At 54.4% G+C, this 25088-nt stretch carries 25 protein-coding genes; 10 read left to right on the forward strand and 15 right to left on the reverse strand.

The window, feature by feature from the left end; genetic code table 11:
* Positions 1-69: 69 nt before the first annotated feature.
* The 8 genes from dgoD to dnaA all read right to left on the reverse strand — a co-directional run bounded on the left by dgoD (position 70) and on the right by dnaA (position 10029).
* Complete coding sequence (dgoD, locus tag FHW74_RS12275) at positions 70-1218, reverse strand: galactonate dehydratase (protein ID WP_183170696.1); 1149 nt, start codon at positions 1216-1218, stop codon at positions 70-72.
* Positions 1215-1832, reverse strand: coding sequence for a 2-dehydro-3-deoxy-6-phosphogalactonate aldolase (locus FHW74_RS12280; RefSeq protein WP_183170697.1), 618 nt, complete (start codon positions 1830-1832; stop codon positions 1215-1217). Before FHW74_RS12280 ends, dgoD begins: the two co-directional genes overlap by 4 nt.
* 122 nt (positions 1833-1954) lie before the next feature.
* Positions 1955-2644, reverse strand: coding sequence for a D-galactonate utilization transcriptional regulator DgoR (gene dgoR / locus FHW74_RS12285; RefSeq protein ID WP_183170698.1), 690 nt, complete (start codon positions 2642-2644; stop codon positions 1955-1957).
* Between the two features lie 276 nt (positions 2645-2920).
* Entirely contained in the window at positions 2921-3733 is an 813-nt protein-coding gene (gene yidA, locus FHW74_RS12290) for a sugar-phosphatase (RefSeq protein ID WP_183170699.1), read from the reverse strand.
* A 147-nt stretch (positions 3734-3880) separates the two neighbouring features.
* Positions 3881-6295: a DNA topoisomerase (ATP-hydrolyzing) subunit B gene (gyrB, locus tag FHW74_RS12295; protein ID WP_183170700.1), complete on the reverse strand. Its 2415-nt coding sequence runs from the start codon at positions 6293-6295 to the stop codon at positions 3881-3883.
* Positions 6296-6323: 28 nt separating this feature from the next.
* Positions 6324-7397 carry a DNA replication/repair protein RecF gene (gene recF, locus FHW74_RS12300; RefSeq protein ID WP_183170701.1) on the reverse strand — a complete coding sequence of 358 codons (1074 nt, stop codon included), beginning with the start codon at positions 7395-7397 and terminating at the stop codon, positions 6324-6326.
* Positions 7398-7544: 147 nt separating this feature from the next.
* Entirely contained in the window at positions 7545-8645 is a 1101-nt protein-coding gene (gene dnaN, locus FHW74_RS12305; RefSeq protein ID WP_183170702.1) for a DNA polymerase III subunit beta, read from the reverse strand.
* 4 nt (positions 8646-8649) lie between these two features.
* A complete protein-coding gene (dnaA, locus tag FHW74_RS12310; RefSeq protein ID WP_125292896.1) occupies positions 8650-10029 on the reverse strand; it encodes a chromosomal replication initiator protein DnaA in 1380 nt (459 codons plus the stop codon).
* A 603-nt stretch (positions 10030-10632) separates the two neighbouring features.
* Between dnaA and rpmH the strand changes: the two genes are divergently transcribed.
* From rpmH to mnmE, 5 genes are all read left to right on the forward strand, one after another.
* A complete protein-coding gene (gene rpmH / locus FHW74_RS12315; protein WP_000831330.1) occupies positions 10633-10773 on the forward strand; it encodes a 50S ribosomal protein L34 in 141 nt (46 codons plus the stop codon).
* A gap of 17 nt (positions 10774-10790) precedes the next feature.
* Entirely contained in the window at positions 10791-11150 is a 360-nt protein-coding gene (gene rnpA / locus FHW74_RS12320; protein WP_002435532.1) for a ribonuclease P protein component, read from the forward strand.
* Positions 11114-11371, forward strand: coding sequence for a membrane protein insertion efficiency factor YidD (yidD, locus tag FHW74_RS12325; RefSeq protein ID WP_072042720.1), 258 nt, complete (start codon positions 11114-11116; stop codon positions 11369-11371). The genes rnpA and yidD overlap by 37 nt, the downstream gene beginning before the upstream one ends.
* Positions 11372-11373: 2 nt before the next feature.
* Positions 11374-13017 carry a membrane protein insertase YidC gene (yidC, locus tag FHW74_RS12330; RefSeq protein ID WP_183170703.1) on the forward strand — a complete coding sequence of 548 codons (1644 nt, stop codon included), beginning with the start codon at positions 11374-11376 and terminating at the stop codon, positions 13015-13017.
* 214 nt (positions 13018-13231) lie between these two features.
* Positions 13232-14596, forward strand: coding sequence for a tRNA uridine-5-carboxymethylaminomethyl(34) synthesis GTPase MnmE (gene mnmE / locus FHW74_RS12335; protein WP_183170704.1), 1365 nt, complete (start codon positions 13232-13234; stop codon positions 14594-14596).
* Between the two features lie 58 nt (positions 14597-14654).
* On the opposite strand, the gene FHW74_RS12340 is transcribed toward mnmE, so the two are convergent.
* Positions 14655-14921 (reverse strand): hypothetical protein, encoded by a 267-nt coding sequence (locus tag FHW74_RS12340; protein WP_183170705.1) that lies wholly within the window; start codon positions 14919-14921, stop codon positions 14655-14657.
* 15 nt (positions 14922-14936) lie between these two features.
* Positions 14937-15260, reverse strand: a complete 324-nt coding sequence (locus FHW74_RS12345; protein ID WP_183170706.1) for a hypothetical protein — start codon at positions 15258-15260, stop codon at positions 14937-14939.
* Positions 15261-15521: 261 nt separating this feature from the next.
* On the opposite strand from FHW74_RS12345, the gene FHW74_RS12350 reads away from it, so the two are divergent.
* The 3 genes from FHW74_RS12350 (at position 15522) to FHW74_RS12360 (ending at position 18732) form a co-directional block, all read left to right on the forward strand.
* Entirely contained in the window at positions 15522-17240 is a 1719-nt protein-coding gene (locus tag FHW74_RS12350; protein ID WP_183170707.1) for a hypothetical protein, read from the forward strand.
* A 150-nt stretch (positions 17241-17390) separates the two neighbouring features.
* Positions 17391-18173 carry a 4'-phosphopantetheinyl transferase superfamily protein gene (locus FHW74_RS12355; protein WP_183170708.1) on the forward strand — a complete coding sequence of 261 codons (783 nt, stop codon included), beginning with the start codon at positions 17391-17393 and terminating at the stop codon, positions 18171-18173.
* On the forward strand, positions 18166-18732 hold the full coding sequence (locus FHW74_RS12360) for an NADPH-dependent FMN reductase (protein ID WP_125292903.1): 567 nt from the start codon (positions 18166-18168) through the stop codon (positions 18730-18732). The genes FHW74_RS12355 and FHW74_RS12360 overlap by 8 nt, the downstream gene beginning before the upstream one ends.
* 33 nt (positions 18733-18765) lie before the next feature.
* On the opposite strand, the gene FHW74_RS12365 is transcribed toward FHW74_RS12360, so the two are convergent.
* Positions 18766-20103 (reverse strand): NCS2 family permease, encoded by a 1338-nt coding sequence (locus FHW74_RS12365; protein WP_183170709.1) that lies wholly within the window; start codon positions 20101-20103, stop codon positions 18766-18768.
* A gap of 179 nt (positions 20104-20282) precedes the next feature.
* Here FHW74_RS12365 and yieH point away from each other — a divergent pair, with 179 nt between their 5' ends.
* Together yieH and FHW74_RS12375 are read left to right on the forward strand one after the other, a co-directional pair.
* A complete protein-coding gene (gene yieH / locus FHW74_RS12370) occupies positions 20283-20948 on the forward strand; it encodes a 6-phosphogluconate phosphatase (RefSeq protein WP_183170710.1) in 666 nt (221 codons plus the stop codon).
* Positions 20949-21193: 245 nt separating this feature from the next.
* Positions 21194-21595 carry a putative T6SS immunity periplasmic lipoprotein gene (locus tag FHW74_RS12375; protein ID WP_183170711.1) on the forward strand — a complete coding sequence of 134 codons (402 nt, stop codon included), beginning with the start codon at positions 21194-21196 and terminating at the stop codon, positions 21593-21595.
* A 63-nt stretch (positions 21596-21658) separates the two neighbouring features.
* Here FHW74_RS12375 and phoU read toward each other — a convergent pair whose 3' ends face one another.
* Genes phoU through pstC form a run of 4 tightly spaced genes read right to left on the reverse strand, consistent with a single transcriptional unit; the run spans position 21659 to position 25066 of the window.
* Positions 21659-22384 carry a phosphate signaling complex protein PhoU gene (phoU, locus tag FHW74_RS12380; RefSeq protein ID WP_183170712.1) on the reverse strand — a complete coding sequence of 242 codons (726 nt, stop codon included), beginning with the start codon at positions 22382-22384 and terminating at the stop codon, positions 21659-21661.
* Between the two features lie 13 nt (positions 22385-22397).
* Entirely contained in the window at positions 22398-23171 is a 774-nt protein-coding gene (pstB, locus tag FHW74_RS12385) for a phosphate ABC transporter ATP-binding protein PstB (RefSeq protein WP_183170713.1), read from the reverse strand.
* Positions 23172-23216: 45 nt separating this feature from the next.
* Positions 23217-24107, reverse strand: coding sequence for a phosphate ABC transporter permease PstA (gene pstA, locus FHW74_RS12390; protein ID WP_183170714.1), 891 nt, complete (start codon positions 24105-24107; stop codon positions 23217-23219).
* Complete coding sequence (gene pstC / locus FHW74_RS12395; protein WP_183170715.1) at positions 24107-25066, reverse strand: phosphate ABC transporter permease PstC; 960 nt, start codon at positions 25064-25066, stop codon at positions 24107-24109. The genes pstA and pstC overlap by 1 nt, the downstream gene beginning before the upstream one ends.
* Positions 25067-25088: the final 22 nt, after the last annotated feature.

Consider the following 25088-nt stretch of genomic DNA (forward strand, 5'->3'; position numbering starts at 1 on the left):
TGATGTATCGAATTATTTTTTTACGGCTATTACTGAGGCGTTTTTATTTCACTTTTACTGAGCGCGTGATTACCACTCCGCGACGCTGCCATCCGCGTGTCGCCATAATGGATTGCGCCAGTCGGTCACGCTTTTGCTGCGTTCGATAACCTGTTCTTCATCGATTTCCACACCGAGCCCCGGTTTCATTAACGGGTGGAAATAGCCGCCATCCATCGCGAAGTCTTGTTTATTTTTAACGAAGTCGAGCAGTTCTGCGCCCTGGTTATAATGAATGCCCATACTCTGTTCCTGTAGCACAGCATTACGGGAAACAAAATCGATATGCAGACACGCCGCCAGCGCAATCGGGCCGAGCGGGCAGTGCGGCGCCAGGCCGACATCGTAAGCTTCTGCCATCCCGGCGATTTTAAAGCATTCGGTAATGCCGCCTGCGTGGGAGAGATCGGGTTGCAGAATAGCGATGCCACCCGCTTCCAGCACCCGCTTGAACTCAAAGCGCGAGAACATACGTTCGCCAGCGGCAATGGGAATATGGGTTTGCGCGGCCAGGCGCGGATAATATTCCGCCTGCTCGGCTAATACCGGCTCTTCAATAAATAGCGGGCGGTATTGTTCGAGTTCCTTAATTAATATTTTCGCCATCGGCGCGCTGACGCGACCGTGGAAATCCAGGCCAAACTCAATGGTATTGCCAAAGGCTTCACGAATTTGCGCCACGGTATTAACGGCGGCATCAACTTTACGGGAATCGTCAATCACGCCGAGTTCTTCGCAGCCGTTTAATTTAAAGGTGTCGAAGCCAATTTTACGCAGTGTTTCAATCCCGGCGATCGCTTCCGCCGGACGGTCGCCGCCCACCCAGCTGTAGGCTTTAATTTTATCGCGCACCAGGCCGCCCATTAATTGCCAGACCGGCGCGTTTAATACTTTGCCTTTGATATCCCACAGCGCCTGATCGATACCGGCAATCGCGCTCATTAATATCGGGCCACCGCGATAAAATCCGCCGCGATACATAATCTGCCACAGGTCGTTGATACGCGCCGGATCCTGGCCAATCAGCATTTCGCCCAGTTCATGAACCGCCGCTTCAACCGTGCGGGCGCGGCCTTCAATCACCGGTTCACCCCAGCCGACAATGCCTTCGTCGGTTTCGATTTTTAAAAACATCCAGCGGGGCGGTAGCCGGTACGTGGTGAGTTTGGTTATTTTCATTTCACTGCCTCTCGATACGCATGAATAAATGCCTGTGCTTGTTCCTCGGTACGGCTGAGCGGCTGCCCTGCCCGGTAAAGATCGTTGCCAAGTCCCGCGCCGATACACCCTGCGTCCAGCCATTGCGCCAGGTTCTCCGGCGTGACGCCGCCGACGGCGAACACCGGCACATCGTCAGGCAATACGGCTTTCAGCGCTTTAATGTACTCCGGCCCAAAGGCCGAGGAAGGGAACACTTTCAGCGCCTGCGCGCCCGCATCCAGTGCCGCGAAAGCTTCCGTGGCGGTGGCGCAGCCGGGGCAAACGGTCATGCCGTATTCCACTGCGCGCTGGATGACGCCCACGTTAACATTGGGCGTGACGATCAGTTTGCAGCCCATCTGCGCCAGTTGGACCACCTGCTCTGGCTGAGTCACCGTACCTGCGCCGATCAGGGCTTTATCGCCATAGCGATCGACCATCGCCGGGATGCTCTGCTGCCAGTTCGGGGAATTAAGCGGAATTTCTACCGCCTGAAAACCAGCGGCAATAATCGCGCCCACATGCTGTGGGGCTTCCTCGGGGGTGATGCCCCGCAAAATCGCGATGAGGGGAAGTTCAGTTTGCCATCGCATCGGCAATGCTCCTTATACCTGCCTGAAAAGCGTTGTCGCCCTCAAGTGTGCGGGCGGTAAATCCCGGCCACGCGAGCTTTCGGTGACGGTATACAGCCAGTCGATAGCGCTATATCGGGATGTTATGTAGTTTCCTTAAGCCTGCGGGTGGAGCTGGCGATCATATTCAGCGCCGCCTGTTCCGCCGCGTCGCCATCCTGATGACGGATGGCGTCGAATAACGCTTTATGCTCCTGAAGGGTTTTTGGCATGTTGGCCTCATCGCCCATCCAGGTCCGTTCAAAAACCGCGCGCTGCAATGAGCTGATCGCCACATTCAGCTGCTGCAAAACCGGGTTATGCACTGAGGCCAACACCGCTTCGTGATAGCGGATATCCGCCTCGTTAAAAGCCTCGCGATCCTGATTGTTGGCCACCATGTCGTTTAACGCCGCTTCAATTTGGGCCAGATCGCTTGAGGTGGCGCGCTCCGCCGCCCAGCGGGCGATGGCCGGCTCTACCAAATTTCGCACCTCGCTCATGGCGCTAATCAGCCGTGGGTCATAGTCGTTTTCCAGCACCCACTGCAACACGTCGGTGTCGAGGTAGTTCCACTGGTTGCGCGGCGCGACAAACGCCCCCCGGTAGCGCTTCATTTCGATCAGCCGCTTGGCAAGCAGCGTGCGAAACACTTCGCGGATGATGTTGCGCGAGGTTTCAAACTCCTCGCACAGGTCTGCTTCCGCGGGTAACGCTGCACCCGGTACATATTTTCCGCTCACAATCTGGCGGCCCAACGTTATCGCGATGCGATCGGTTTTGGTCAGTGTCATGGCTTTTCCCTGGTAATCACACATCCCTTTACTTTACCGTGACCGTCGGTTTTCGCCTCAATTTTGAAGTACAAACGTGAAGCGAGCGTCCATGACGACGGTAACAATGTAGTACAACATGATATTGTTGTACTACAATTTAGATCACAAAAACAACAATCCACGATCGAGAATGGAGCGCGGAGGTCATCAACGAGAATACGGGGAGAGTAAAAGCGTCAGAGAGACAGAGAAGCTGGCCGCCGGGAAGGCTCCAGGCGGCAGGATAAGCGGGGATTATTGCAGGACGAATTTCTCAATGGCGTACGCCACGCCGTCTTCGAGGTTGGTTTTGGTTTCAAAATTCGCCACGGCTTTGACGGAATCAATCGCGTTCCCCATCGCCACGCCAATACCGGCATATTCGAGCATCGCAATATCGTTTTCCTGATCGCCGATCGCCATCACCTCTTCCGGTTTGATGTGCAGCGCATCCGCCAGAGATTTCACGCCGGTGCCTTTGGTAACACGCTTATCAAGGATTTCAAGGAAGTACGGCGCGCTTTTCAGCACGGTGTATTTTTCTTTCACCTCTGCCGGAATACGTGAGATGGCTTTGTCGAGCACCGCAGGCTCATCAATCATCATGACTTTCAGGAATGTCATGTTTGGATCCATTTTTTCCGCTTCGCAGAACACCAGCGGAATGGTGGCGACAAAGGATTCATGCACCGTGTAATAGCTGATATCGCGGTTGGCGGTATACAGCGTGTTACGGTCGAGAGCGTGGAAATGCGAGCCCACTTCCCGGGAGAGTTTCTCCAGATAACGATAATCGTCATAACTCAGCGGCGTTTGCGCCACGGTACTGCCGTCGCTGGCTTTCTGCACCAGCGCGCCATTGTAGGTAATGCAGTAGTCGCCCGGCTGCTCCATATGCAATTCCTTCAGGTAGCTATGAACCCCTGCGTAAGGGCGGCCGGTGGTGAGAACCACGTTAACGCCCTGCGCTCGCGCCTTTGCGATAGCGTCTTTAACGCCGGGCGAAATGGTGTGATCGGGCAGCAAAAGCGTGCCGTCCATATCAATTGCGATGAGTTTTATCGTCATGGGGATCTTTTGAGGTAGTGGGTTTGTTTCATGCTAACGCGATTCCGCTCACAAAAAAACCACTTCATTCGCCAGTGAGCGCCCGCTAAGGGTAGCCAAAAAAAACGCCGCTCGGATGAGCGGCGAATTTTGATGACCGGAAAAACGTTAGATATCAATATTCGCGGCTTTCAGGGCGTTCTCTTCGATAAAGGCGCGGCGCGGTTCAACCGCATCGCCCATCAGAGTCGTAAACAGCTGATCGGCGGCAATCGCGTCTTTCACGGTCACGCGCAGCATACGACGGCTTTCCGGGTCCATGGTGGTTTCCCACAGCTGATCCGGGTTCATCTCGCCCAGACCTTTATAACGCTGAATTGCCAGGCCGCGACGCGACTCTTTCACCAGCCAGTCCAGCGCCTGCTCGAAGCTCTCTACCGGCTGACGGCGTTCGCCGCGCTCGATAAACGCATCGTCTTCAATCAGACCACGCAGCTTCTCGCCAAGGGTACACAGACGGCGGTATTCCGCGCCGATAACGAACTCGTTATCCAGTACATAATCCGTATCAACGCCGTGAGTACGCACGCGCACCACCGGCTCGAAATGATGCAGTTCCTGGTTCTCGCGAATATCGTATTTCCAGACGCTGCCGTGGGTTTCTTTCTCGTTCAGCTCGGTGATCAGCTGGGAAATCCAGCGGGTCACTTTGGCTTCATCGGACAGATCCGCTTCGCCGAGCGTCGGTTGGTACACCAGCTCTTTCAGCAGGGCACGCGGGAAGCGGCGTTCCATGCGGTTGATCATCTTCTGCACAGCGTTGAACTCGGCCACCAGCTTCTCCAGCGCTTCGCCCGACAGGGCAGGCGCGTTGGCGTTGGTGTGCAGGGTAGCGCCATCCAGCGCGATAGAAATCTGGTATTGATCCATCGCGTCATCATCTTTGATGTACTGTTCCTGCTTGCCTTTTTTCACTTTGTACAGCGGCGGCTGGGCGATATACACGTGGCCGCGCTCAATGATTTCCGGCATCTGACGGTAGAAGAAGGTCAACAGCAGGGTACGAATGTGCGAGCCGTCGACGTCCGCATCGGTCATGATGATGATGCTGTGGTAGCGCAGTTTGTCCGGGTTATATTCGTCACGGCCAATGCCGCAGCCCAGCGCGGTGATAAGCGTCGCCACTTCCTGGGAAGCCAGCATTTTGTCGAAACGGGCTTTCTCTACGTTAAGGATTTTACCCTTCAGCGGCAGGATCGCCTGGTTCTTACGGTTACGCCCCTGCTTGGCAGAGCCGCCCGCTGAGTCCCCTTCCACCAGGTAAAGTTCAGAGTGGGCCGGGTCGCGTTCCTGGCAATCCGCCAGTTTGCCCGGCAGGCCAGCCAGATCCAGCGCGCCTTTACGACGGGTCATTTCACGGGCGCGGCGCGCCGCTTCACGGGCACGGGCGGCGTCAATGATTTTGCCCACCACGATTTTGGCGTCGTTCGGGTTTTCCAGCAGGTATTCGCCCAGCAGTTCGTTCATCTGCTGTTCTACCGCTGATTTCACCTCGGAAGAGACCAGCTTGTCTTTGGTCTGGGAGGAGAATTTCGGGTCTGGCACTTTCACGGACACCACGGCAATCAGGCCTTCACGCGCATCGTCGCCGGTGGCGCTTACTTTGGCTTTTTTGCTGTAGCCTTCTTTGTCCATGTAGGCGTTCAGGGTACGGGTCATCGCCGCACGGAAGCCCGCCAGGTGTGTACCGCCATCGCGCTGCGGAATGTTGTTAGTAAAGCAGTAGATGTTTTCCTGGAAACCGTCGTTCCACTGCAGCGCCACTTCCACGCCGATACCGTCTTTCTCGGTGGAGAAATAGAAAATGTTCGGGTGGATCGGCGTTTTATTCTTGTTCAGGTACTCAACGAACGCCTTGATGCCGCCTTCGTAATGGAAATGGTCCTCTTTGCCGTCACGCTTATCGCGCAGACGGATGGAAACGCCGGAGTTCAGGAAGGAGAGCTCACGCAGGCGTTTCGCCAGGATGTCATATTCAAATTCGGTGACGTTGGTGAAGGTTTCCAGGCTCGGCCAGAAACGCACCTGGGTGCCTGTCGCGTCGGTATCACCGGTGACTGCCAGCGGCGCTTCCGGTACCCCGTGGATATACGTTTGCTGATGCACTTTGCCTTCACGGCGGATCACCAGCTCAAGTTTCTGGGACAGGGCGTTCACTACCGACACGCCTACGCCGTGCAGGCCGCCAGAAACTTTATAGGAGTTATCGTCGAACTTACCGCCCGCGTGGAGCACCGTCATGATCACTTCCGCCGCAGACACCCCTTCTTCCGGGTGAATGCCAGTCGGAATACCACGGCCATCATCCGTTACGGAAACGGAATTATCGGCATGGATAGTGACGACGATGTCTTTACAGTGTCCGGCGAGCGCTTCGTCGATAGCGTTATCTACCACCTCAAATACCATGTGGTGCAGACCGGTGCCGTCATCCGTGTCGCCGATATACATACCCGGGCGCTTACGCACCGCATCCAGCCCTTTCAGGACTTTGATACTCGAGGAGTCATAGGAATTCGACATCAACGTTTCTCGCTCATTAGTTCTTGGGTTAATCCGTTATTTTACCCTGTTCCACGGCGAACATCTTCGAATTTTTGTCCGCCATATCCATCACATGTTCTGCACTTATCGCACTCACAAAGACTTGTGACTGAGTCGCCTTTAAGCGGCTCGCCAGCAGGCCGCGACGTGCATCATCCAGTTCAGAGGCAAAATCATCTATCAGGTAGAGACAGCGGCGTCCGCTTTCTCGGGTTAAAAACTCACCCTGCGCCAGGCGCAACGCGCACATCAGCAATTTGAGCTGCCCGCGGGACAACGTGTCCTCTACCGGGGCGCCGTCGGCACGGATCCGAAAATCCGCTTTATGAGGCCCGTGCGCGGTATAGGTCAACATTCTGTCGCGCTCAAAATTACGCGCCAGCACGTCGGCATAATCACTCTCTTTTTCCCAGCCGCGCTGGAAAGAAAAGGTAAGCGTGAATTCAGGTAAAAATTGCTGGCAGGTGTCTGCCATATCTTCGGCGATGGCGCGGCTGTAATCACTACGCCATTGGCTGATTTGTTCGGCCAGCGGGATCAGTTCTTTGTCCCACGGGCGAAGCTGTTCGTAGCGGGTAACCTGGCGCAGCGCGGCGTTACGCTGCTTGAGCAGCCGCTTTAAATTGCTCCAGGCGACAAAGAAGCCCGCCTGATTGTGAAAGCATCCCCAATCCAGGAACGCTCTACGGTATTTGGGGCCGCCGCCGAGCAAAGTAAACCCCTCGGGGGTAATTAATTGCATCGGCATCATCAGCGCCAGTTCCGCCACTTTATGGCCATCGGTGCCGTCGATGCGTACTTTGCTGTCCCCATCGCGATCTTTGGTCAGGCCGATCGCCGTTTCCCGCTCGCCCTCTTGTAAGCGGCCATGCAGCACAAACGCGTGTTGCTCGTGGCGGATCACCCGGCCAATCTGCAAACTGCGAAACGCCCGGCCATGGCCGAGCGTATAAATGGCTTCCAGCACGCTGGTTTTGCCGCTGCCGTTAGCGCCAACCAGGAAATTAAAGCCGGGAGAAAGTTGGAGATCCGCGCTTTCGATGTTGCGGAAATCTTTAATGAGAAGACGTGTCAGTGACATATATGGGTTTCTTCGGGCCAGGGCGTAATCGGCGCAGCCAGTTTCAACGCGGACTGCGCGCAGACCCTGGAGCGTACACGAAGTACGTGACAGGGGCGAGCACAGCCCAGGTTGAAAATGGCAAGTAAGATAGCCCGATATTTTCCACTACAGTCTCATGGGCATAACAACGTAAGCCGCACTTTGGCTGGCGGCATCTTCAATCTGTACACTCGATACGGAGTCCGTCAGCAGAATGCGTACGTTTTCGCACTTAAGCGCATTCAGCACGTCCAGCACATAGCTGACGTTAAAGCCGATCTCCATCTCGGTGCCCGCGTAGTTCACGTCGAGGATCTCTTCGGCTTCTTCCTGTTCCGGGTTGTTAGCGGTAATTTTCAGCTGGTTTTCGCTGACGTACAGGCGCACCCCGCGGAACTTCTCGTTAGAGAGAATAGCCGCCCGGGCGAAAGCCTGTTTCAGCAGGTCGCAGCCCGCATCCAGGTGTTTATCCGGGTTTTTCGGCAACACGCGACGATAGTCCGGGAAACGGCCATCCACCAGCTTGGAGGTGAATATGTAGTCGTTAACGTGAGCGCGAATATTGTTGCTGCCGATCTGAATGCGCAGCGGGCTGTCGCCGCCGTCGAGCATACGCATCAGCTCCAGCACGCCTTTACGCGGCACGATCACCGAATGGTTTGGCAGCGGTTGCCCTACCGGCATCGCGCAGACCGCCAGGCGGTGGCCGTCGGTCGCCACGGTGCGCAGCTCTTCGCCTTCGGTTTCAAACAGCATACCGTTCAGGTAATACCGCACGTCCTGGTGAGCCATAGAGAACTGGGTCGCTTCGATCAGACGCTTCATGGTGGCCTGCGGGAGCGTGAACTCCACTTCGCTTTGCCAGTCGTCCAGATTCGGGAAGTCCGCCGCCGGTAATGTAGAGAGCGAGAAGCGGCTGCGCCCGGAGCGCACCAGCATTCGATCACCTTCCAGCGTGACGGCGATTTCCGCCCCTTCCGGCAAACCACGGCAGATATCGAAGAATTTGCGCGCCGGCACGGTGGTCGCGCCCGCCTGGTGCGGTAGCGACAGCGCCACGCGCGCGATCATCTCCATTTCGAGATCGGTTCCGGTCAGCGAAAGGGTCCCGTCCGTCACCTGCAACAGCAGGTTTCCGAGGATCGGTAACGTCGGACGGCCGCCTAACGGGCCGCTAACCTGCTGGAGCGGTTTTAATAAATGTTCACGTTCAACGGTAAATTTCATAGCGTCACGAAGATAATGTTCTGATTAAATTGGAGAAATCTTCTTTGATATCATGGCTTTCTTCACGCAACTGCTCAATCTTACGGCAGGCATGGAGAACCGTGGTATGGTCGCGGCCACCAAACGCATCGCCGATTTCCGGCAGGCTGTGGTTGGTCAGCTCTTTGGCCAGCGCCATCGCCATCTGGCGCGGACGCGCCACCGAACGGGAGCGCCGTTTGGAAAGCAAATCCGCTACCTTGATCTTGTAATACTCCGCCACCGTCTTTTGAATATTGTCGATGGTGACAAGCTTTTCCTGAAGCGCCAGCAGATCGCGCAGGGCTTCACGCACGAAGTCGATAGTAATCGCCCGGCCGGTGAAGTTGGCGTTGGCAATCACGCGGTTCAGCGCGCCTTCAAGCTCACGCACGTTGGATCGCAGGCGCTTGGCAATAAAGAACGCCACTTCGCCCGGCAGACGAATATCGTTCTCGTCGGCCTTTTTCATCAGGATCGCAACGCGCGTTTCTAACTCTGGCGGTTCAATGGCGACCGTCAGCCCCCAACCGAAGCGCGATTTCAGTCGATCCTCCACCCCGTTGATCTCTTTTGGATAGCGATCCGAGGTGAGGATGATCTGCTGATTGCCTTCCAGCAGGGCGTTAAAGGTATGGAAAAACTCTTCCTGTGAACGCTCTTTGTTGGCGAAAAATTGAATATCGTCAATTAACAGCGCGTCCACCGAACGGTAATAGCGTTTGAACTCTTCAATGGCGTTGTTCTGTAGCGCCTTCACCATGTCCTGAACGAAGCGTTCTGAATGCATGTAAACCACTTTGGCATTGGGCTTACGCGCCATGATGCCGTTGCCTACCGCGTGCAACAGGTGAGTTTTACCCAGGCCGGTTCCGCCATACAGAAACAGCGGGTTATACGCGCCGCCGGGGTTATCCGCTACCTGACGGGCCGCCGCGCGCGCCAGCTGGTTGGATTTACCCTCAACGAAATTATCAAAGGTATGTTTAACGTTAACGTTAGAGCGGTATGACGGCTCCGCTGGCGCAGGCACGTTATCCCATGCCGGGCGCGCCGGCGCGGCAGGCGCAACCTGAGCGGGTTTCGCCTGGCTTGCCGGGATGGCATTACTGCGCACCACGGGCTTGGTTCCCACTTCAAAACGCAGCAGCGGGGCGTCGGCACCGCAGAAATCATTCAGCAGTCCGTTAATATTATTGAGGTACTTATCCCTGACCCAATCGAGCACGAAACGGTTTGGCGCATACAAAGCCAGCGTGTTGTCGCTCAGTTCCGCCTGTAGGGGGCGTATCCACATACTGAATTCTGTGGCTGGTAACTCATCCTGCAATCGGGCAAGACACTGCTGCCAAAGCGAAAGTGACACGGCGGACTCCACTCGAACAACGTCGATAGACGAAGACTGAAACATTCATGATTGTTGACACGCGCTGACAAGCCCGAAAAGGGAGCGCGTGAACCGCTATCTGCGGTATTACCCCGATGTCTGGATCAACGGATCGCGATCGGGACCGCGGATCATAGCGTAAAGCGCGCCAGAGATCTTCTGTTTCTCACAGATTCTTCCTGATTTATCCACAGGGGGGATCGGGCCGACTAAGTGTAATCGATCGTTGCGGGCGCGTATGTCTTATTGCCCGCTATATCGGAAAATTTAATGACGATCGTACAAAAACGGCGAAAACGATCTCATGGGGATCCCGCCGGATCCTTGCACTTTATTCTCATGCCCGTATAATTCCCCACCCGGCGCGTTATGGCGCGGATTTTACGGCCTGTTTCCTGCGTGTTTTTCGTGCTCTGCGGGGCGCAAAAGCGCGGTAAATAAGGAAAGTGAATTGACTCCGGAGTGTACAATTATTACAATCCGGCCTCTTTAATCATCCATGACTTCGACGTGAGTCGTTCGGCAGCCCGTCCGCGCATACGCAAAGTCAGTGAATTTATTCAAGTTTAGGTAGAAATCGCCATGAAACGCACTTTTCAACCGTCTGTACTGAAGCGCAACCGTTCTCACGGCTTCCGTGCTCGTATGGCTACTAAAAATGGTCGTCAGGTTCTGGCACGTCGTCGTGCTAAAGGCCGCGCTCGTCTGACCGTTTCTAAGTAATAAAAGCTAACCGCCTGGTGGTTAAGCTCGCATTTCCCAGGGAGTTACGTTTGTTAACTCCCAATCATTTCACTTTCGTCTTCCAGCAGCCACTTCGGGCTGGCACGCCGCAAATCACCATCCTCGGCCGCCTTAACTCGCTGGGGCATCCCCGTATCGGTCTTACCGTCGCGAAAAAAAACGTTAAACGAGCCCATGAGCGCAATCGGATTAAACGTCTGACGCGTGAAAGCTTTCGTTTACGTCAGCATGAGCTCCCGCCGATGGATTTTGTGGTGGTCGCCAAACGCGGTATTGCCGATCTCGATAATCGGGCGCTTTCGGAAGCATTGGAAAAGTTATGGCGCCGCCATTGTCGCCTGGCTCGCGAGTCCTGATCGGTCTCATCCGGGTCTATCAACGCCTGATAAGTCCGCTTCTCGGGCCGCACTGCCGTTTCACACCAACCTGTTCTCACTACGGAATTGAGGCATTGCGCAGGTTTGGAGTGATAAAAGGCAGTTGGTTGACAGTGAAACGCGTATTAAAATGCCACCCTTTACACCCAGGTGGCGACGACCCCGTCCCGCCAGGACCTTTTGATACCAGAGAACACTAACGATGGATTCGCAACGCAATCTCCTTCTCATCGCTTTGTTGTTCGTGTCTTTCATGATCTGGCAAGCCTGGGAGCAGGATAAAAATCCTCAGCCCCAGCAACAGCAGACCACGCAGACTACGACCACCGCAGCGGGTAGTGCCAGCCAGGGCGTACCAGCCAGTGGCCAGGGGAAACTCATTACGGTTAAAACCGACGTCCTGTCTCTTACCATCAACACCCGTGGTGGTGATATTGAGCAGGCTCTGCTTTTGGGTTACCCGAAAGAGCTGGGTTCTAACGAACCGTTCCAACTGCTGGAAACCACGCCGCAGTTTATCTACCAGGCACAGAGTGGCCTGACTGGCCGCGATGGCCCGGATAACCCGGCTAACGGCGCGCGTCCGCTGTATAACGTTGAGAGCGATAGCTTTGCGCTGGCTGACGGCCAGAACGAGCTGGTGATCCCGCTGACCTGGACCGATGCCGCAGGCAACACCTTTACCAAATCCTTCACCCTGAAGCGTGGTGAATATGCGGTGAACGTGGGCTACAGCGTGCAGAACGCCGGTGAGAAGCCGCTTGAGCTGTCTACCTTCGGCCAGCTGAAGCAGACCATCAATCTGCCAAGCCATCGTGATACCGGCAGCAATAACTTTGCGTTGCACACGTTCCGTGGCGCGGCGTTCTCTACACCGGACGAGAAGTACGAAAAATATAACTTCGACAAAATCGCCGATAACGAGAACCTGAACGTCAGCTCTAACGGCGGATGGGTGGCGATGCTGCAACAATACTTCGCCACCGCGTGGGTACCCCGCAACGACGGCGCGAATAACTTCTATACCGCTAACCTGGGTAACGGCGTGGCGGCGATTGGTTATAAATCCGCACCGGTTCTGGTTCAGCCTGGCCAGACTGGCACGCTGGGCAGCACCCTGTGGGTTGGCCCGGAAATTCAGGACAAAATGGCTGCCGTTGCGCCGCACCTGGATTTAACCGTGGATTACGGCTGGTTGTGGTTTATCTCTCAGCCGCTGTTTAAGCTGCTGAAGTGGATCCACAGCTTCCTGGGCAACTGGGGCTTCTCGATCATCGCTATCACCTTTATCGTTCGTGGTGTGATGTACCCGCTGACTAAAGCGCAGTACACCTCAATGGCGAAAATGCGTTTGCTGCAACCGAAGATTCAGGCCATGCGCGAGCGCCTGGGCGATGATAAACAACGCATCAGCCAGGAAATGATGGCGCTGTACAAGTCGGAAAAAGTGAACCCGCTGGGTGGCTGCTTCCCGCTGCTGATTCAGATGCCTATCTTCCTTGCGCTGTACTACATGCTGATGGGTTCCGTGGAACTGCGCCATGCGCCGTTCGCACTCTGGATCCATGACTTGTCAGCCCAGGACCCGTACTACATTCTGCCGATCCTGATGGGCGTGACGATGTTCTTCATCCAGAAGATGTCGCCGACCACCGTGACCGACCCGATGCAGCAGAAGATCATGACCTTTATGCCGGTCATCTTTACGGTCTTCTTCCTGTGGTTCCCGTCAGGTCTGGTGCTGTACTATATCGTCAGCAACCTGGTGACCATCCTTCAGCAACAGCTGATTTATCGTGGTCTGGAGAAACGTGGTCTGCACAGCCGCGAGAAGAAAAGCTCTTAATACGCTTCATTCTTTAAGCTGCAGATGCGTTGGCTGCGCTTGTTCACCCCAGTCGCTTACTGATGTAAGCTCCTGGGGATTCACAAGCTTGCCGCCTTCCTGCAACTTAAATTATTTCGCGTATCGCGTATAAGATCTAAGACAAGGCGGTCATTTGACCGCCTTTTTGTTTTTATAATTTGGCATTAAAAGACAGAAACCACAGAGAAACTTCATGAGCCATAACGACACTATCGTCGCCCAGGCCACTCCTCCGGGACGTGGCGGCGTGGGCATTCTGCGTATCTCCGGCCTGAAAGCGCGCGACGTGGCGCAGGCGGTGCTGGGTAAACTGCCGAAACCGCGCTATGCCGACTATCTGCCGTTTCGCGATGTGGATAACGCCGCCCTCGATCAGGGCATCGCCCTGTGGTTTCCTGGCCCCAACTCCTTTACCGGCGAAGACGTGCTGGAATTACAGGGCCACGGCGGCCCGGTGATCCTTGACCTGCTGTTAAAGCGCATCCTGACCATTCCCGGCGTACGTATCGCGAAGCCCGGCGAGTTCTCCGAGCGCGCCTTCCTGAACGATAAACTTGATTTAGCCCAGGCCGAAGCGATTGCCGACCTGATCGACGCCAGCTCCGAGCAGGCGGCGCGTTCGGCGCTCAACTCATTACAGGGTGCCTTTTCCACCCGTGTAAACCAACTTGTGGAAGCACTCACTCACCTGCGAATCTACGTGGAAGCGGCTATCGACTTCCCGGATGAGGAGATCGACTTCCTCTCTGACGGCAAAATCGAAGCGCAGCTTAACGACGTAATGGCCGATCTCGACGCGGTACGCGCTGAAGCGCGCCAGGGCAGCCTGCTGCGTGAAGGGATGAAAGTCGTGATCGCCGGGCGGCCAAACGCCGGGAAATCGAGCCTGTTAAACGCGCTGGCGGGCCGCGAGGCGGCGATTGTCACCGATATCGCCGGGACCACTCGCGACGTGCTGCGCGAGCATATCCATATTGACGGCATGCCGTTGCATATCATCGATACAGCCGGTCTGCGCGAGGCCAGCGATGAAGTCGAACGCATCGGCATTGAACGCGCCTGGCAGGAAATCGAGCAGGCGGACCGGGTACTGTTTATGGTGGACGGCACCACCACCGACGCCACCGATCCGGCGGCGATTTGGCCTGATTTTATTGCCCGCTTACCGGAAAAATTACCGATTACCGTGGTGCGTAATAAAGCGGATATCACTGGCGAACATCAGGGTCTAAGCGAAGTGAATGGTCACTCACTTATTCGCTTGTCGGCGCGTACCGGCAATGGCGTAGACGTACTGCGCGACCATCTGAAGCGCAGCATGGGCTTTGATACCAATATGGAAGGGGGCTTCCTGGCGCGCCGTCGTCACTTGCAGGCGCTGGAAAACGCCGCGCAGCATCTGGAGCAAGGCAAAGCGCAGCTGCTGGGCGCATGGGCAGGCGAACTGCTGGCGGAAGAGCTGCGTCTCGCCCAGCAGAGCCTGAGCGAAATCACCGGGGAGTTTACTTCCGATGATTTGCTGGGGCGGATTTTCTCCAGTTTTTGTATTGGTAAATAATACGGCTTTCCAGAGTAACGGATAATCCTGCGACACCCGGATTATCCGTACTCTTTTCTCAGCCTGGCGAGAAGCCTGGTTCAGGCACATCGCAGAGCGCCCTCATTTTGCTTTCGGAAATCAACGAGTAATCTCCCGCCAGCCCGGCAATGGTTTTGTAGGAAGTAATATCACTCCCCGTCAGGCTAACTTCAACCGGGATCTCGCGTCCTTTCAGATCGTCATTAATAGCGCTGGCAATCGTGTTATCACTAAAACCCGCATTGGTTAATCGTATAATTTTATTATGGTTCCACTCGCGAAGTGGTGCTGAAAACAGAGACATTGCGATTCTCCCTGATTATTTATTGGCCGTCAGTTTTGCGATAACGCCGGACGTACCACCGCCAGATACCGCGCCAAGCGTGGCAACCACCGCTTTCCCTCCTGCCATACCTAATCCGCCGGATGCCAGGCTGCCGCCACCCAAAGCAGCCAGACCGGCGGAGGAGGCTGCGGCCCCGTATAGCGTCCCGCCCGCAGCGCCTAATCCGGCCGCGCTGGCCGCTGCGCCAATCGCGGGTGCCGCCGCCAGCGCCAGGCCGCCGGTTGCTACCGTCGCGGCGGCGACTGCAAGCGACGTAAACGGGTTTTCACATACAAAATCAATCAGATCGTCAAACATGGCTATCACCTTTATGAGATTCAGAGCCGAATTGCTCTGTGAGATGCATGATGTTCAACAACCGCAAATAAATCAAATTAATGGAATATAGATTTATTTTGATTAAAAAATAATTAATATGACAAAATAAATCATCACTTAATCTATTTTGATGATTAATGTTATAGAAAATATAAAATTGATCATCAATTTCATCTGGATGGTTATAAAATTGGCTTTTCCTAAAATCCCCACACTCGTACATTTAAACGTGAGAAATAAGTGGGCATGACAGGTAAAACAGCAGAACTAAATTTTGTGACAAAAATCACAAAAAAAAATGAGAAAACAGCCATGAAAAACATAATGGAAGAACTCGCTTTAACGCTCACTGCCGATCGGCCTCCCTTCGCGGAGATTTACGACGCCGTCAGTGAGCAACTGCTGCTTCTGATATTCAAAGCACGTAAGCTGGCCCTGGATCCGGCCTGGCATGGCTGGTTTGCTGAACAGCATCGTTTACTCGGTATCCTTTGCGCTAAAAAAGAGCAGCTCGCGGAAATTTATAAACACGATAGCTATGTCATTGGAGAAAAAGAAAAACCTGTCGATGACGTGCTTTATGCCCTGATCTTAATGCGCCGACTTTTCAACGGCTTCGATAATAATCAGGTCAGTATCAAAACCTGGGGGCAGATTAATAAACAGCCTGAAAGCTGGCATGGCCGCTTTAGTCATTCGCTGATGGCTGAAAGCGCGTTTATTAACGACGAACTGATTGAAATCCTGATTAAGGCCAAAGCCGGGAGTGAACCCATTCCGGCAGAAGTAAGGCAGGGATATTGTCATCAGGATCTGTCGATTGCCTGGTCCCGAGCAGACTTGCTTATTGAAAAGCTTAACGCCTGGTTTGCTATCGACCCGCTGACGCTGCTGTCTGAGGCTGTTTTCCAGCTCGTTTATCTCTACCGTAACCAGCGCCCAGCGTTACCGGATTGGCTTTCACGATTTGGCGGCGTACATATTTATAATCCAGTGCCGACAATCAGCGATAACCCCGGTTTTACTGAGATCAATAAAATCCTTAAGCAGCACAAACGCCAATTTATCCGCGATGTGCAAAGCAATGCCGATGAGCGCGAAGCGGAACATCTGCTCGATTTGTATCGCAATGCGGCGGCAAAGCATGTCTGTGACTGGCTCTGGGAAATTATGGCTTATCTCAAAACCCCGCAGTGGATGCCTTTTTTGTGGAAGCTTTGTACCGTTATACCGCCTGCTGACGCCAACAAGGAAGAAAACGACGCGCAACCATGGAATGATGATTATTGCCAGATAACCATCCTTAGAGAAAATCTCCTCGAACTGATTCAGAAAAATAGCCTCGGGGAAGCAACGCGATTCCTTAGCGACTGCCTTATGCGTATTTATCGCAACGCGGCGGCTAACAAGGCGCAGGGTTTACCCGCCTCCATTTCCGATGAAGAAAAGAAAGGCTATACCTCCAATCATTATTTGTTTACGCCGCCACGAGAATTGGCCCGTGAAAGAGACGCTGAAAGCGTGATGGGATTTGAAAAGTGGTATCAGCAAAACAAAGTGCTGCTGACGAGCCACAATGTAAAACGCACCGAGAAAGTGAGCGTTGAGGCATGGCTTGCAGGGCTCAAGTGCTTCGACCTTAAACGCGGTATCCCTAATGGCGACGCAATGAAAATCAAGGATGGGGTGTATGAGAAAATCAAAAATGATAAAAATTTAAAAATGCCGAAAGGGACCAGCCCCAACTCGTTACAGCGTTACCATAATCGCGTGAAAGAGGTCATTAGTGCGCGGATTGACACGCTGATCGAGCAACAGCAGACCAGCAATCAGTTAGCCCCTTACAGCGGAGCCAGGGACGCCTTTAAGCCACTGTGGGAAAAATCCCCGATCCGCTCGCCGGATCGTACTGATAAGGAGCAACAGATCAGTGATCCCTCTGATTTATTCACGCAATAAATGCGGTTAGTCGTAAGCATTAACTTAATTAATTGTAAAAGTGACGACTTCAGGCTTTTCATCGGCGCTAAACCGCATTAAAACCTACGGCGTATGCGCGATAATGTGAATTATCGTTTCACCATTCAGACCATTATCACGGAGCGACAAATGGCAACGCATTTTGTTCGAGGACTGTTTAGCCCCGATGTCCCCTTATCTCCACGACTGTGCGCCGCAAGTCTTGAGCTGGCGCGACAGTTACCCGAACACCGACGCCAGCGCTTTTTAGCCTCCCGCTCGTTGCTCGCCGAGATGATGTTCCGCTTTTTTGGCATTAAAACCCTTCCCCCCCTTGATATGACGCCACAGGGTAAACCACAGTTCCGGGATCGCGAGCTGGCGGACTTTTCCATCGCTTACGCCGGAAATATGGTGGGCGTCGCGCTGACCACGGAAGGACGCTGCGGCCTGGATATGGCGTTGCAACGTACCACGCGCGGGTTTTCACTGCCCAATACCGGCGATCAGGCTTATCCGTTCACCAGCAATGAAACGACATGGATCGCCAGGCAACACGACGCCAATGAAGCCAAAACCCAACTGGTGACTTTACGCCACAGCCTGCTGAAAATGATGGGTGAGAAAGAGCAAACCTCAGATACAGTACAGCTCCAGCCCGCCGCGGGTAAATTGCGGGTGGCGGACTGCCCCCTGGTGGAATCGATTTGCGATGCGGAGGATATCCTGATCTGGTCGGTGGCCGCCTCGCCTGCGATCGAAAAGCTGACGCTCTGGCAATACCACCAGCAGAACTGGAAAATCCTGCCGGACATTCCAACCCGTCGCAACGATGAAGCCTCGCGCTTGATGCGTTTTACCAGCCTGCCGGCTGAAAAAGCTCATATACTCAATCATTCGCATTCCGTAACGTCAGGGAGTCATCATGTCTGAATCGCTAAAAGTTGTGACACTACTGGGAAGCCTGCGTAAAGGCTCGTTTAACGCCATGGTTGCGCGCACGCTGCCGAAGCTGGCTCCGGCAGGGATGGACATCGCCGCGTTGCCGACCATCGCGGATATCCCGCTGTATGACGCCGATATCCAGCAGGACGAAGGTTTTCCGCAAAGCGTGGAAGCCATCGCGGCGCAAATCCGCGAAGCCGACGGTGTCGTGATTGTCACGCCGGAATATAACTATTCGGTGCCGGGCGGCCTGAAGAATGCCATCGACTGGCTGTCGCGCCTGCCCAACCAGCCGTTGGCGGGCAAGCCGGTGCTGATCCAGACCAGCTCCATGGGCGCTATTGGCGGTGCGCGCTGCCAGTATCATCTGCGCCAGATCCTGGTGTTCCTCGACGCCATGGTGATGAACAAGCCGGAGTTTATGGGCGGGGTGATCCAGAATAAAGTCGATACCCAGACGGGCGAAGTGATTGACCAGAGCACGCTGGACCATCTGACCGGGCAGTTAACGGCGTTTGGGGAGTATATTCAGCGAGTGCGTAACTGATGTGAAAAGGGCCAGCATTGCTGGCCCTGTTGATTAATGCGCGTCGATAAACACGATTTTCAGGGTGAACAGCAGCGCCACCACGACTACACAGGCGCTCAGGTCGCGCAAGCGGCCAGTGAACACTTTCATTACGCAGTAAGAGATAAAGCCCAGCGCAATGCCTTCGGTGATAGAGAAGCTAAACGGCATCATCACGGCGGTAATAAACGCCGGCACCGCTTCGGTAAGATCATTCCACTTCACGCGCGCCAGGCTTGAGGTCATCAGCACGCCCACGTAAATCAGCGCCCCCGCAGCCGCATAACCCGGCACCATGCCCGCCAGCGGCGACAGGAAAATCACCAGCAGGAACAGCAACCCGACGATCACCGCGGTCAGGCCGGTACGGCCACCCACGGACACGCCGGAAGAGGATTCGATGTAAGCGGTCACTGACGACGTACCGATAAACGAACCGGTTACCGACGAGATACTGTCAACATACAGCGCCTGCTTCATGCGCGGGAAGCGGCCTTTTTCATCGGTCAGGCCCGCTTTATCCGTCACGCCAATCAGCGTACCGGAAGAGTCGAACAGGTTAACCAGCATGAAGGAGAAAATGACGCCTGCCAGACCAATATTCAGCGAACCAGCCAGATCCACCTGGCCCACCACGCTCATTACGCTCGGCGGTGCGGAAACAATCCCGTGGTACTGCACATCGCCCAACATCCAGCCCAGCAGCGTGGTGACAACGATAGAGACCAGTACCGCAGCGTGAATATTACGCGACGCCAGAATAGCGATGATAAAGAAACCCAGCGCGCCCAGCAGCGTAGAGTGGGACGTCAGATTGCCGATGGTGACCAGGGTTTCCGGGTTCGCCACGATAATGCCGGCATTTTTCAGGCCCATCATGCCGATAAACAAGCCGATACCGCTGGTAATGCCCACACGCAGGCTCACCGGGATATTGGCGATCATCCAGTAACGCACGCGGAAAATAGTCAGGATCAGCAGGCCGACCGCGCCCCAGAAAATCGCGCCCATGCCGATTTGCCAGGAGAGGCCCATCGCGCCCACCACCACAAACGCGAAGAAAGCATTAAGGCCCATCGCAGGTGCCAGCGCCACCGGCAGGTTGGCGAACAATCCCATCAGGATACTGCCGAAAGCAGCGATCAGACAGGTCGTCACAAAGACGGCGCTGGTATCCATGCCAGCCGCGCCCAGAATTTGCGGGTTAACGAAAACGATATACACCATCGTCAGGAAAGTCGTGATACCGGCAATCACTTCGGTACGGGCGGTTGTGCCATGTTCACGCAGTTTAAACACGCGCTCAAGCACCCCCGGTTGCGAAGCCGGAGTAGCGTTTTGTTGGCTCATTATCAGTTTCCGAACATGAGGAGGGAAAATTCGCCGGTTATCCTATACCAAAAAAGCGTCAGGTTGACGGCTATCACAGACTTTTTTTCATTGATTTTACTTATACGGGATCGTTTGCGTGGGGCAAAAATTTGCGCAATCAGTTAAAATGCCGTTTCATTCTTAACAAAGGAAACGGCATGTCCCGGATTGATGCGGTATTTTTTGACTGTGATGGCACGTTAGTCGACAGCGAAGTGATCTGCTCTAAAGCTTACGTGCATATGTTTGCGCAATATGGCATCCAGCTCGATCTGGAGGAGGTGCATAAGACCTTCAAGGGGATAAAGCTCTACGAGATCATCGATACCATCAGCAATCAGCACGGCGTGAATCTGAACAAAGCCGATCTGGAAGCGGTGTATCGCGCCGAAGTCGCCAGGCTGTTTGAGAGTGAACTGGTGGAAATTGAAGGCGCAGCAGAATTGCTGAAGAAGATGAAAGTGCCGATGTGTATCGTCTCAAACGGCCCGGTCACCAAAATGCAGCATTCGCTGGGTAAAACCGGCATGCTCGACCACTTCCCGGATCTGCTGTACAGCGGGTATGACATTCAGCGCTGGAAGCCGGACCCGGCAATCATGCACCACGCCGCCGATGCGATGCAGGTCGATGTGAAAAACTGCGTGCTGGTGGACGACTCATCCGCAGGCGCGATGGCGGGCGTAGCGGCGGGCATGGAGGTGTATTACTTCTGCGCCGATCCGCACAACAAGCCGATCGACCACCCGAAAGTCACCGCGTTTACCTCGCTGTCGCAGTTGCCTGAATTGTGGCGTGCGCGCGGTTGGGATTTGACGCGCTAAGAAGCTATTAACGACTTTTTTTGCCGGGCGGGTGGCGCAACGCTAATCCGCCCTCTTACGAAACCGGGCACAGTTCCTAATTATCTTCTGCATAACGTTTTCTTCTTCGTTGAATTTTTCGCCAGCGTTATTTTTATGGATCCAAATTCTTTCGAGGTATACAGCAAGGGGCCTGATTTACTGAAGTGCTATGAATGGACTACGCGCCGTTTCCTGATCGACCCTGCTTACAGAGGGAATCTACCATGAAGAAATTTCTATGCTTAACATTTGTATCGTTTTTGAGTGGATGCCATCTGGAAAGGCCTTACTATTATGAATTAAACGTTTCTATTATTAAAAACAATGTCTGTTTCTCTTTACCATCAGACATAGAAAAAAATCACAATAATCTGGAGTATAAGGGAATGGCAATATATAGAAAGGGGATAAAAGACTGGGAGTTTTTTTCCGCTACGCCTGAACAAAAAATCCTGAGCACTATAAAGCCAAATCAATGCCTTGATGCACCGGATATTAAATGGAAACCGGGTGTGTACTCAGTATTAGCCGAAGCATTTAACCCCCTGGCATCGGACAGTTTAAGATTCAGGAAAGAATTCCAGATTGATCTTCAGGAGGATGGAGAGGTTACGTTAAAAAGATAATCCATTCGTGAAAATAAAAAGGTATTCAACGTCCCAGTCTGAATACCTTTTCCCCTATAGCCTTTACTCTTTCGGGTCTTTGCCCGCCAGCAGTTTGTCCAGTTCATCTCCACCGACGTGGCGGAAATCCTGGCCCTTCACGAAGTAAAAAATATACTCGCAAATATTCTGGCAGCGGTCGCCGATACGCTCGATTGAACGGGCGCAGAACAGGGCGGTTAGCACGCTTGGAATGGTGCGCGAATCTTCCATCATATAGGTCATCAACTGGCGCACGATGCCCTCATACTCCTGGTCCACTTTTTTATCTTCGCGGTAAATACGCACCGCTTCGTCCAGATCCATACGGGCGAACGCGTCCAGCACGTCGTGCAGCATCTGCACGGTGTGGCGGCCCAGGGATTCCAGGCTTACCAGCAGCGGCTGGTGCTGCTGGGAGAATTTCTCAAGCGCAGTACGGCAGATTTTATCCGCCACATCGCCAATACGTTCCAGCTCGGCAATAGTCTTGATGATCGCCATCACCAGGCGCAAATCGCTGGCGGTAGGCTGGCGTTTGGCGATGATGCGCACGCAGGCTTCATCAATGGCCACTTCCATCATGTTGACCTGCTGGTCACCCTCAATGACGCGCTGCGCCAGCTCGCCATCCTGGTTGTGCATGGCGGTAATCGCATCAGAGAGCTGCTGTTCCACCAGCCCACCCATTGTCATCACCTGGGTGCGGATATGTTCCAGCTCCGCATTAAACTGACCGGAAATATGTTTATTGAGATTCAGATTGTCCATGGTTAACTCCCCATCAACCGTAGCGGCCAGTAATGTAATCTTCCGTTTGCTTCATCTTCGGCTTGGTAAAGATGTCATCCGTGTTGCTGAACTCGATCAATTCGCCAAGATACATAAACGCAGTATGGTCAGAACAACGCGCCGCCTGCTGCATGTTGTGCGTCACGATAACCACGGTGTAATCCTGCTTCAGCTCGGTGATCAGCTCTTCAATACGGCCAGTGGAGATCGGGTCGAGCGCCGAACAGGGTTCATCCAGCAGCAGGACTTCCGGGCGGATGGCAATACCGCGTGCGATGCACAGACGCTGCTGCTGGCCACCCGAGAGAGAGTACCCACTCTGGTGCAATTTATCCTTGGTTTCATTCCATAATGCGGCTTTGGTCAAAGCCCACTGCACGCGCTCGTCCATATCGCTGCGCGACAGCTTTTCAAACAGACGCACGCCGAAGGCGATATTGTCATAAATCGACATCGGGAACGGCGTCGGCTTCTGGAAAACCATCCCAACTTTGGCGCGCAGCAGCGCTATATCCTGGGAGTGGTTCAGAATGTTTTCGCCATCCAGCAGGATCTCGCCTTCCGCGCGCTGCTCCGGGTAAAGCGCGAACATTTTGTTGAAGGTACGCAGCAGTGTGGATTTGCCGCAGCCGGACGGGCCGATAAATGCCGTCACTTCGTTTTTGGCGATATCCAGACTGATATTTTTCAGGGCATGGAATTTCCCGTAATAGAAGTTCAAATCACGAACCTGAATTTTACCGGGGGTGTGTTCAACCATACTCATCGTCTTCTTTTCCTCATCGACGCCGCATCCGCCGCGCCGCAATAATTAACCGTGTTTGCTCTTCGCGAACAGTACGCGCGCAAGGATGTTCAGTAACAGGACGCAGAGGGTAATAATCAGTACCCCGGCCCAGGCCAGCTGTTGCCATTCGGCAAACGGGCTCATGGCGAATTTAAAGATGGTCACCGGCAGGTTGGCGATTGGCTGCATCATATCGGTGCTCCAGAACTGGTTGGACAGCGCGGTAAACAGCAGCGGAGCCGTTTCCCCCGCAATACGCGCCACCGCCAGCAGAACGCCGGTGATAATCCCGGAGACCGAGGCTTTCAGGGTTATCGCGGAAATCATCTTCCACTTCGGCGTACCCAGCGCATAAGCCGCTTCACGCAGGCTATCCGGCACCAGCTTCAGCATGTTCTCGGAGGTGCGGATAACAATAGGAATTTGCAGCAGCGCCAGTGCGATCACCCCTGCCCAACCGGAGAAGTGCTCCATCTGCGCCACCACGATGGTGTAAACAAACAGGCCGACCACAATCGACGGCGCGGAAAGCAGGATATCGTTAATAAAGCGAATCACTTCGGCGAGCCAGGATTTACGGCCATATTCAGCCAGATAAATACCCGCCATGATGCCCAACGGCGTACCGAAAACGGTCGCCCACAGGATCAGTAATCCACTGCCCGCCAGGGCGTTCGCCAGACCGCCGCCCGCCGTGTTCGGCGGCGGGGTCATTTCGGTAAACAGCGCCAGCGACATCCCGTCAAAGCCGCGGGTGATCGTCGAGACTAAAATCCAGATCAGCCAGAACAGGCCGAACGCCATGGTGGCCATCGACAGCGTCAGTGCGATGCGGTTTTTAGTCCGGCGGCGCGCCTGCATTTTGCGGCGTGATTCCGCCAGCTCCTGAGAGGAGGTTAATTCGATGGTCGCCATTAGCGTGCCCCCTCGTTTTTCGCCAGACGCATAATCATCACTTTAGAAATCGCCAGCACGATAAAGGTAATCACGAACAGGATCAGGCCCAGTTCCATTAACGCTGCCACGTGCAGGCCAGATTCCGCTTCGGCGAATTCGTTGGCCAGCGCGGAGGTAATACTGTTGCCCGGCATATACAGCGAGGCGCTGTCGAGCTGGTAGGTGTTGCCGATAATAAAGGTCACCGCCATGGTTTCCCCCAGCGCGCGGCCCAGCCCGAGCATCACGCCTCCAATCACGCCGTTTTTAGTGAACGGCAGCACAATGCGCCAGATCACTTCCCAGGTGGTGCAGCCGATCCCGTAAGCCGACTCTTTCATCATCACCGGCGTTTGCTCAAACACATCACGCATTACCGCGGCAATGTACGGAATGATCATAATGGCGAGGATAACGCCTGCGGCCAGAATACCGATACCGAACGCCGGGCCGGAGAACAGCGCGCCCACGAACGGAATCGTGGAGAGCACATTGCCCACCGGCTCCTGGAACCAGGTGGCGAACAGCGGGGCGAAAATAAACAGGCCCCACATGCCGTAAACGATACTCGGGATAGCCGCCAGCAACTCAATCGCAATACCCAGCGGGCGCTTCAGCCAGTTCGGGGCCAGCTCGGTCAGGAACAGGGCGATACCAAAGCTCACCGGCACCGCAATCAGCAGGGCGATAAACGAGGTCACCAGGGTTCCGTAGATCGGCACTAACGCGCCGTAGATGTCATTCGGCGCATCCCACTCTTTGGTCCACAGGAAGGAGAAGCCGAATTTTTGAATGCTTGGCCATGAGGAGATGACCAGGGACACGATAATGCCGCCCATCAGCAATAGCACAATCAGCGCAGCCAGTTTTACCAGCGCGCTGAATATCATGTCACCGTTTTTCCCCGGAGGGGTAAATGCAGGCTTAGTGGCAGCCATAATTCACTCTTTAGTCAGAACC

The sequence above is a fragment of the Atlantibacter sp. RC6 genome, from assembly GCF_014193285.1.
In the GTDB taxonomy this organism is placed as follows: domain Bacteria; phylum Pseudomonadota; class Gammaproteobacteria; order Enterobacterales; family Enterobacteriaceae; genus Atlantibacter.